This window comes from Xanthomarina sp. (assembly GCF_035306705.1).
Taxonomy (GTDB): Bacteria; Bacteroidota; Bacteroidia; order Flavobacteriales; family Flavobacteriaceae; genus Xanthomarina.
The window spans coordinates 1-10062 of record NZ_DATGNO010000091.1; the positions used below are offsets into that span (position 1 = coordinate 1).

Genomic DNA, 10062 nt, shown 5'->3' on the forward strand with positions numbered 1-10062 from the left:
AAAATGCATTTGCATGGCACGCCCTTTATCGATAATCGAATATACGGGTTGCGATTTTTCTTCCACATACTGATTGACCATTAATTGATTTCTCTTGGCTGTAGCCTTCCAGTTTAGGGTTCTAATATCATCTCCAGACACATATTCCTTTATTTGTTCAAACTCTAAAGAATGACCAATTCTTCTAATTTTTTTTGTCCCATATGAAATGGTAGCATCTGTAAAGGCTTTAAAATTAAAGTCTCTTAACTTTAAAAATGACGGATAGCATTTTAGTTCCTTTTCTTCACCTAAAACATATTTTTTGGTGGCTAACTGAAGGGGAGAAGACGCATACACATTTACATGTCCAAAATTATAAAGTCCCCTTTGGGTTGGATGTACATGGTAATGAAGGGTTTTATCTTGATGGGATCGTAATTTTAAATTGAAAAAGAAATCCCGCTTTTGAAATTGATAAGGAAGTTCTTCTATAAGTGACAAATGACTTAAAAAGGAATAGGTACTTTTAATGTGAAGCGTGATTTTGTTAGCGTCTCCATTAGATAACCTTTCAGGCAAAACACGTTCTACAGCAATCCCATTTTTTTTATGAAAAAGTAGAAAGGCATCCACCACAACTAAAAGTGCAAGAATAAATAACAAGATTTTGGAAATATGAAAAAATATGGGTACAAAAAAACCTACCACAAATAAAACGGCTATAGCAGCTAAAATGTAGAATAACCTGTTGTTTAAAAATAACGAATGGTATAGTTTTTTCATGAAGTTATCTTGGAATCTCTACGGTTTCAATAATCTGTTCAATAATTTGTTTGCTTGTCAAACCTTCCATTTCCCGTTCTGGGGTTACAATCACTCGGTGTTGTAGTACTGGAATGGCAGCTCTTTTTATATCTTCTGGGGTAACAAAATCTCTTCCATCTATGGCTGCAAAAGCTTTAGATGCTTTTAAAATGGCAATACTCGCTCTTGGTGATGCGCCTAAATATAAAAACGAATTGGATCGGGTATTTACCACAATATTGGCAATGTATTTTAGCAGATTTTCCTCTAGGCTGATTTGATTGACTATCGCACGATATTTTTCAATTTTTTCACCTGAAATCACGGTTTCAATTTGCTCTATTTTCTTAGCGTTTTCTAGAGCTTGCTCCCTAATAATAATTTCCAATTCTTCTTCTCCGGTTGGATATTCCACAGTAATTTTAAATAAAAATCGGTCCAATTGTGCTTCCGGTAATCTATAAGTTCCTTCTTGTTCTATGGGGTTTTGGGTCGCTAAAACAATAAAAGGTTCTTTCATTTTATAGGTTTCACCATCGATAGTCACTTGTTTTTCTTCCATGACTTCAAATAGGGCAGCCTGCGTTTTTGCTGGAGCTCTGTTAATTTCATCAATTAAAATCATGCTAGAAAAAATGGGACCTTTTTTAAATTCAAAATCAGATGTTTTTGCATTAAAAACAGAAGTTCCTAAGATATCCGACGGCATTAAATCTGGTGTAAACTGAATTCTGCTAAAATCTATATCGATAGTTCTGGAAAGTAATTTAGCCGTAATTGTTTTTGCAACTCCAGGAACGCCTTCAATTAAAACGTGTCCGTTTGCCAAAAGAGATACAATTAGTAGATCCATCATGTCTTTTTGACCTACAATGACCTTCATTAATTGCTTTTTTATGTCGTGAACGGCTTCCTGTAATTCGGAGACATCTATTCTGTTTTTAAATTCTAAATTTTCTGAAGTTTCAGGATGTATTGGTTCTTCCATAGGGTTATTTTTTAAAGAATTTTTCTATCATATTGTTTAATACCATCAGCTCCACATCTGTGCATTCGGTTTTTTTGTTCAAAGCGATGATCGTGTTTATTAAATATTTGGTACTAGCCAGGTCGTTGTTAGACTTTAAGGCTAGTTTTTCAATAAATTGACTGTTTAAATTATTTGTATCAATTAAGTACTTGTCTCTAATTTTTTCTAAAAAGTAGGTGATTTTCTTATCTACTAAATTTTTATGATCGGCTTCTTTTAAGTATAAATTGGCAATTGTATGCGCAAATTCTACTGTAGAATTTTGTAAAGGTTTAATAATAGGGACGGCTCTTTGTTTTCGTCTCGCATTAAAGAGCATAAACAAAAGCAGTCCAAAAAGTGAGACAAATAAAAACCATGTTAAGGAGGGGTGCCCTAAAAAGAATTTAAAAATGGAATCCTTTTTATCATTATCCCTATTGGTAAACATACTGGACTTTATTTGTGAATCCCATAAAATGTCTCCGGAAGGGATATATGAAAAGAGGTTTTCTACATAATTCTCACGACCATTTAACATGTTGTAATTGGTGAAAACTACAGGATTTGTATGTAAAAAAACAGCGCCATCGCCATGGTGAATTTTAATAAAGTTGGGTTGCTTTATGCCGTCTACATCTATGGTGCCTAAAACCACCGTGTTTTCCTTATCTATACGATCAAAATAGTTTTTTCTAATGTTTCTATCATACAGAAAAGGTTGATTTTTAAAATCCTTGTTTTCTAAATATAGGGTTCCATTTAATTTCTTTAATTCTTCTGGACTATAAATGTCCTCATCTAGGTTTTTAGTTGTGAACTGTAAAGAGTCTTTTAAATGTTCACTAAAATAATTGAGCGATAAAAAAGCCGTACTACCCAGTTTAACTTGGTTCAATAAATATGTTAAACCTTCTACATCGAGCTTATATGCTGACGATTTAATGCAGATATAATTTACGTAATCATCGCTTTCAACATGATAAAAAAGGTAATCGTAAATGTTTTCTTTTAGGTAATGAACGTCATTCGTGCTAAACAGGTCTTCTGCTTCATTAAATACAATAAAAGTACCGAAAGGGCTTTTATTTACTTCTTTAAAATTTTCGCGCCAATCCGTTTTATTACAGCTTATTAGGCTAAACAAAACAAGAAATGGGAGATACTTTTTTATGTTGATAAAGAAAATCAATGAATGGATTTAAAAATGGATTTATATTTGTTTTCTATGGTCTTAAACTTCAATGAATCTATAGGAAACTCCCCATACCAAACATAGCTGTATATGTAAGAAACTTCGGAAAACTGGTTTCTAAGGTCCTTGTTTTCAATTTCAAACACATACTCTGTATTGGTTTTATCTTTATGATATTCTATTGTTTTTAGGTCGGATAGTTTTTTTAACAAGGATAAATAATAATATCTGGTTGCTAGTCTAAAATTTGTATCCTCAATGGCTTTTTCAAGGAGTTTGTTAAAATCTGTATCATGGATGCCTTCCTCTTCATAAACCAATTTATCTGCTACTTGTTTAGTGGATTTCTTAAAATTCCAGAAGCCCATATCGGCGCCCAAAACTATTTTCAATATAATGAGCACTATAATAATCCCTAAAACAAACGGAAAAATATAAGTCATAAAAGCTACGAAAGCAGCTAAAAATCCATTATTAGTAGTAGGGGAGACGTCCTCTCTTCTTGGTTCTGGTTCTTTTAAATCGTCTGTATATACAAATTCCTTATCGTTATATTTTTCCTTTAAATCGGATTTAAAAGAGACTGCTTGTTCAACCTTTGTGCTTTTATGGGGTTTAGTAACAGCTTCATTAATTTGTAGCGTATCTTGAAAAGATTGAGAATACCCCATTTGGGATAGGATTATCAGGAAAAGAATAAAACACGTTCTCATCATCTTAAAGCGTGTTTTTTGGCTACTTGAAAAGGTAGAATGAGATAATAATAACTAATAGATAGTAAACTAAATAAAATAATTGCGAATGAAAGAATGACGGACATGGTATTAGAATATCTAGTAACATAGCCTTCTAAAAACGCGGCGACAATGGTGAACGGAATGGTACTAATAAAAATATAAAAAGCTTCTCTAACACCTATTTTAAAAGATTCGAACCTTTTTAAAGCTCCAGGGAATAGGATGCTTGCACCAATAATATATCCGGCAGCTGCTTCTATAATCATCCCGAAAATCTCATAAGTTCCATGAATCCATATACCTTTTAAACTATCAAATAAACTATGATGCTGATAGAAAAATGCTTGAAATACCGCAACCATAATGGCGTTGTAAACCACATAAAAGCCGGTGCCAATTCCTAAAAACAATCCAGAAAGGAACATGTTCAATCCAACACGTTGGTTGTTATCATAGATGCCTATAAAGGTTCCCCAATTACTTCCTCCTTTATATATGGCCATAGCATCGCCACTTTCTATATTCTCTAGCGTTTGTTCTACATAGTTGTTTCCTAATACTTGTCGTGCAAACGACTCGTCGTTAAAAGTAGAAAGCAAACCAATAAAAAAGCAGAGGAAGAAAAAAATAAATGAAATATATATGTATTTTCTGTATTTGTAGGAGAGAAGAGGTATGGTGTCGAAAAAGAAATTTAAAAAGACATTATTATCTCTTCTTTTGGTATGATAAACTTTATCGAAACTGCTTTTTGCCAGCTTATTTAAATAGGTAGTCACTTTACTTTTAGGATAATAGGTTTGTGCATACACCAAATCATTCATGATTTTAATGTGCAAATCCGCTATATCATCTGGGCTCTTTTTCTCTTTATTTGAACTTATTTGCTCAAATTCAAGCCATTTTTCTTTATTTTGCTTAATAAAAGCGACCTCTCTCATTAGAGCGAATTTAGACATTACATGAAAAGACTCCAAATAAAAACTGCACAAAATGTTGACATCAATTTTACCATGGCTCATGTTGGTCAACGCTTGCTAGCCTTTATATTAGATAACGTTGTAAAATTTGCCTATCTCTATTTTGTCGTACAGTTTTTCAACTTTCAACTCATAGAAAGTTCCTTTAATAAGGATCAGTGGACTTTAAAAGCCATAGATGTTTTAATCTTTTTGCCCATCACTTTTTATTCTTTATATTCTGAGATCTTATTAAACGGCCAGACTATAGGGAAGAAGATCCTTAAAATTAAAGTGATAAATATGGATGGCTTTAAACCTTCTATCACAGATTATGTCATTAGATGGTTTTTACGAGTTATCGATTTTAATCTTTTCTCGTTAATCCTTATTTATATCGTTTCATTAGGCTTAGATACCAAGTATGAATTACTTCTTGTTGTCTTTTTAATAGGAAAACTTATTGGTTTTTTATTGATCATATTCACTAAAAAGAATCAGCGTTTTGGAGATATTATGGCCAATACCGTAGTTATTTCTTTAAAAGATGAAGCGAAGTTTTCGGACACCATTTTAGAAACAATTACAGATACTTATAAACCAGTTTACCCAGCTGTTATAAGGTTATCTGATAATGATGCTAGAATTATAAAAGAGACTTTTAAAACAGCAATTAAATTAAATGATTATAAAACGCTTATTAAGTTACGCTCTAAAATTATTGAAGTCACTGAAATTAAATCGACCCATCAAAACGACAAGGAATTTATTGATGTTGTTTTAAAAGATTATAATTATTATACGCAAAACATGTAAATAGTAGATCTGAAAATAAAGTTTTTAAAGATGAGACATTTTTTGATTCAACAATTTTATTCTTTTTAGCAGTCTAGAAAACATGATCTTCTTTCAGAATTCTTATAAATTTATCCATTAATAACTCAGCACCATTGTAATTTAAATGAATATTATCGTTAAAGAGTTCTTTATGATGGAGTAAGTAATAGTCCGTGGAGAAATCGATGAGTGTTGCCCCGGCATTTTTTGTTAATTCTTTGATAGTGTTTAAATACGATGTGTTTATTTTTTCCAATACAGGAGGAACATATACATATACAACGGCTCCGCTAGAAACGGCTTTTTCTAAAAATTTACTAAAATAAAGCTTCGTCTCATCAGAAATCTCATAGTCGACACCTTCTGGCAACTCCATAAAATTTTGGTTTTTAATGTTATCAGTTCTTGGTGTAAGAGGCACATAACCTTTTGAGTTATCGAATCTGCCATCAAAAATTCTAATGATTTGGGAATTATAAACATACCCTTGCAAAGCGAGCTTTAAATGTTCTCTTGGATGAAGTTCATCTACCATATGTTTCACATACTTGTTGCTTTTATAATATGGATACATTCGTGTAATATATTCAGATCCATTTTGAGTTAATTCAGAGGCACTTATTAAAATAACTTTTGGTGTATGTTTTTCTAAAATGGTTTCAAGTAATGGGTATTGATAATACATGCCACAACCATCTGTAGCTAGATTATAAGAGGATAATCCTGTTTTTTCGATGATTTTATTACTTATAAAACTATGGGACACTTCAGAAGCACCAAAGAATAAAATATCATCATTATTGTAATTTACAAAACCATAATTAGCATTTTGCAGTTCAGCATTTTTAGTTTTTTGATGAAAATTACCAATAATGTTTCCTAAAAGGAAATCTGCACTAAAAAAAAGTATTACAAACACGAATAACTTACCGATAAATGTTTTCATAGCATCTAAAATTTAAAGTAAATAAATTGACCTCCATTTAAAATACCAATCCATAGTATTATTAATGCTACAAAGAGGTAGGATCCTAACCGAATTACAAAGTGTTTATTATTAAACAACAATAGTTTTTTCGAGAAATACTCGTCTCTAAAATCGCTTAATAATAACATAAAGGATCCTATTGAGGCATAAGCCAAGGTTGTATTGTCTAAAAAAAGATGCCCTCTTTCGAATAGTATTTTTTTAAAAACAGATATGGAATCTTCAATTGTAACAGCTCTACCAAACACTTCTGATACGGTAAACAAAGAATAAGTTAAACCAATAGAAAACAACACGTAAAAAAAGTTGGATTTTAGTTTATATTGGTTTTCCAAGTTTGTTTTTCGCCTATTCATTAAAGCCTCCATACTTAAAAATATACCTTGAAGTAAACCCCAAACAACAAAATTTAAGGTTAAGCTATGCCAAATACCACTAAGAAGAAATGTAACCATTAAGGCAATTACAATGCCGTATATGCCATACTTCCTAAAACTAAAAGCTAAAGGCGTGTAAACATAATCTGTTAGCCAAGTAATTAACGATATGTGCCAGCGTCTCCAAAACTGCGCCATGGAAGTGGCAAAAAACGGTCTTTTGAAGTTTTGCATCACATCTAGACCTAATATTTTAGAAACACCTATAGCAATTAACGAATAACCACCTAAGTCCCCATAAACTTGTATTGGGTATAATAAGGACGTAAACAATAAGGTATTCCCATTATGATTTTCTAAATTGCTATAAATGGTATCTATATAAATAGCCAAGCGATCTGCAACTACTAATTTCATAAAATATCCCCAAAGCATCAGTTTTAAGCCAGTTGAAAAATTAGCAGGATTTAATTTCAAATCCGATTTAAACTGCGGAATCATGTTTTTAGCACGTTCAATTGGACCGGATAGTATTAATGGGAAAAATGAAATAAACAAAGCTACAATGCCAAGATTCTTTTCAGCTTTTACTTCTTCGTTATAAACATCAATGGTATACCCAATGGCCATAAATGTGTAAAAGGAAATTCCTATAGGTAAAAGAAATGTGATTTTTGGTAAAACCCATCGTATTCCATACACATCGAGTAGGTTAAATATGCCATCATTTATTGATGAAAAATATTTAAAGAAAAATAATGGGAGTAATACAATAACAATATTAATATACATGTATTTAATTTTCTCCTTATCTTCTTCTACCTGATCCATTTTAAGTGTTAAAAAGTAGGTTGATAGAGTAATTAAAGCGGTTAATAAACCAAAGACCGGTTCAATATTTAAATAAAAGAAGTAACTGGCGGCAAGCAAAGTTGCCCACCTATACTTGATAGGAGTGATATAAAACAGAATAATTACTATAGGAAAGAATAAGACAAAATTAAGCGAAGTAAATACCATGTGTTAATAGGCTTAGTTGAACTAGCTATCTAAAAACAATGGCTAGTTTTATAATTAAAAAACTAATTGATTTTAGTAGTGATAATTTCAATTAAAGCACCAACATTTTTCATTTTGTTGAGCTCTTTTAATTTAAATACAATGTTTAGGTCTTTTTCAATTTCTGAAATAAGAATCATATGAGTTAATGAATCCCAATGATCAATATCGTTAGCAGTTAATTCATCTGATAAAACCAATGAGTCTTCACTAAATGTTTTTCGAAATATAGTAGTCAATCTGTCTGTTATTTCTGATTTTTCCATGTGTTTGTTATTTGAAGTTTTTTGTTAGTACATGTTTTTTGTTTGAAGGCAAATAGTTTTCTATCTCTTTTTTAGATGATTCTCTTGTTGTTACAACTGTATATCCAGCTTTTTCAAAAGCTTTTAAAGAAGATATATTGCAACTAAAAATTTGCACCCAAACACTGTTTACATCTGGGTTTTCTTTTAGTAATCTTGTAATAATTTGTTTGTTAAGTATCCCAAGAAGCCTGTTTCCACGAAACTCGTTCTTAACATAACAAGCACCAATTTGAATGGTCTTTGGTAAATATTCAACATGTAATTCTCTAATAACTTCATTAAGGCTCATGGCTCTTACAATACACTCTTTTGGCAATGTAAAATTGAGTAAGTTGGCTTTTATTATGGTCGAAGGAACATCCTCCAAACCTTCAACCCAAGCACTTAATGCTGCAACAGCTTTACCATCAAATTCCGCGACTATAAAACTTGACACAGATAATTCGCAACCATCAATTTCTTCCTCAAGAATATTAATAAGGTATTTACGTACGTCATCTTCAGACAAATTAAATATGGTAGAATAGGATAATTTATCTGTGCCACTTTTTTCAGCCTCAATAATGGCTTCAGCTAAAAAAGGTGCATCATGAACGGTTGCGGCTCTTATTATAAAACGATCCATCATAACACAAATAAATTTACCACCTGTTTTCTATCCACTTTATCACTGGTGTTTAAAGGAAATTTCTCAAGATTATAAACTTTAGAAGGCACCATATAAGGTGGTAAAACAGTTTTCAATGAAGATAGAATGATATCTTTATCTAAATGATCCGTTTCTAAACATAAGGCTATTTCATTGCTACCTGTTTGACCTTGATATATAAATGCTATGGCGTTTTTACCTTCAATAGTTGCTCTGGCATGAAATTCAATTTCACCTAATTCAATTCTATATCCTTGTATTTTAACTTGATTATCTAATCTTCCGTAATATAAAATATCATGATCGTCATCTTCTAGGCATAAATCACCAGTTTTATAAAATTTTCGTGATTTGCCCTCGTAATCTAACATTATGAATGCTTCTTCATTACGCTCAGGATTTTTCCAATAGCCATTTGTTACTTGGTTTCCCGAAAGGTATAATTCTCCTTTAATTCCTTTTTCTACAACTTGCTTATTTTCATCAACTATAATAGTGTATAGATCTTTAAAAGGTTTGCCAATAGCAAGTATCCCGTTGGCTTCTTTTATAGGTTTATTGTTATCGATTTTATAATAAACACAATATATAGTAGCTTCGGTTGGACCGTAAAAATTAAAAATTTGTGCATTTGGGACGCATTTAGTCCATTCTTTAACTAAATCAGTAGGGGAGGCTTCTGCAGTAAGAATACAATATCTTAATTTTTGTAAATAAATTTCATGGAAATAAGGTTTTAATAACCAAATCATGCTTGGTGCAAATACACCAAAGGTCAATTCATGATCATCTAGCAATCCAAATACATAGCTATACTTTATTTGATCATGTGGCACGGTATAAACACTTGCTCCATGAATAAGTGGAATTAAAAAAGATTGTACAGAAACGTCGAAAGTGAGATCAAAACATTGCAAGCATTTATCACTATGGTCTAATTTAAAACCAGTAGCTAAAAAAGCACTTACAAAGCTGTCTAGGTTTTTAAACGATATTTGCACGCCTTTGGGTTTACCGGTACTTCCTGAAGTAAATAGTATATAGGCCAATGAGTCGTCTGAAATATGTAATATGTCTGTAGTTAATTCTAAGGAGTCGCAGTCACTGGTATTTACAACAAGCGAATTTTTATATTCTGTATCTTGACTAGAATCTAGA

11 protein-coding genes are annotated in these 10062 nt (G+C 31.6%); 1 reads left to right on the forward strand and 10 read right to left on the reverse strand.

Annotation, left to right across the window (positions count from 1 at the left end; genetic code table 11):
* The 5 genes from VKY47_RS08165 to VKY47_RS08185 form a co-directional block, all read right to left on the reverse strand.
* On the reverse strand, window positions 1-765 hold a 765-nt coding region (locus VKY47_RS08165; RefSeq protein WP_324311904.1), incomplete at its 3' end, for a DUF58 domain-containing protein.
* 4 nt (window positions 766-769) lie between these two features.
* Entirely contained in the window at window positions 770-1774 is a 1005-nt protein-coding gene (locus VKY47_RS08170) for an AAA family ATPase (RefSeq protein ID WP_324311906.1), read from the reverse strand.
* A 4-nt stretch (window positions 1775-1778) separates the two neighbouring features.
* The gene (locus tag VKY47_RS08175) at window positions 1779-2987 is read right to left on the reverse strand and encodes a hypothetical protein (RefSeq protein WP_324311908.1); all 1209 of its coding nucleotides are present in this window, start codon (window positions 2985-2987) and stop codon (window positions 1779-1781) included.
* On the reverse strand, window positions 2984-3661 hold the full coding sequence (locus VKY47_RS08180; RefSeq protein ID WP_324311910.1) for a hypothetical protein: 678 nt from the start codon (window positions 3659-3661) through the stop codon (window positions 2984-2986). The genes VKY47_RS08175 and VKY47_RS08180 overlap by 4 nt, the downstream gene beginning before the upstream one ends.
* A gap of 41 nt (window positions 3662-3702) precedes the next feature.
* Window positions 3703-4668, reverse strand: a complete 966-nt coding sequence (locus tag VKY47_RS08185; protein ID WP_324311912.1) for a stage II sporulation protein M — start codon at window positions 4666-4668, stop codon at window positions 3703-3705.
* 21 nt (window positions 4669-4689) lie between these two features.
* Between VKY47_RS08185 and VKY47_RS08190 the strand changes: the two genes are divergently transcribed.
* Window positions 4690-5502, forward strand: coding sequence for an RDD family protein (locus tag VKY47_RS08190; RefSeq protein ID WP_324311914.1), 813 nt, complete (start codon window positions 4690-4692; stop codon window positions 5500-5502).
* A 73-nt stretch (window positions 5503-5575) separates the two neighbouring features.
* On the opposite strand, the gene VKY47_RS08195 is transcribed toward VKY47_RS08190, so the two are convergent.
* From VKY47_RS08195 to VKY47_RS08215, 5 genes are all read right to left on the reverse strand, one after another.
* Complete coding sequence (locus tag VKY47_RS08195; RefSeq protein WP_324311916.1) at window positions 5576-6469, reverse strand: SGNH/GDSL hydrolase family protein; 894 nt, start codon at window positions 6467-6469, stop codon at window positions 5576-5578.
* A 5-nt stretch (window positions 6470-6474) separates the two neighbouring features.
* The gene (locus VKY47_RS08200; RefSeq protein ID WP_324311918.1) at window positions 6475-7719 is read right to left on the reverse strand and encodes an MBOAT family O-acyltransferase; all 1245 of its coding nucleotides are present in this window, start codon (window positions 7717-7719) and stop codon (window positions 6475-6477) included.
* Window positions 7720-7970: 251 nt separating this feature from the next.
* Entirely contained in the window at window positions 7971-8213 is a 243-nt protein-coding gene (locus tag VKY47_RS08205) for an acyl carrier protein (protein ID WP_324311920.1), read from the reverse strand.
* Between the two features lie 7 nt (window positions 8214-8220).
* The gene (locus VKY47_RS08210; RefSeq protein WP_324311922.1) at window positions 8221-8883 is read right to left on the reverse strand and encodes a hypothetical protein; all 663 of its coding nucleotides are present in this window, start codon (window positions 8881-8883) and stop codon (window positions 8221-8223) included.
* On the reverse strand, window positions 8880-10062 hold a 1183-nt coding region (locus VKY47_RS08215; protein WP_324311924.1), incomplete at its 5' end, for an AMP-binding protein. The genes VKY47_RS08210 and VKY47_RS08215, both read right to left, overlap by 4 nt.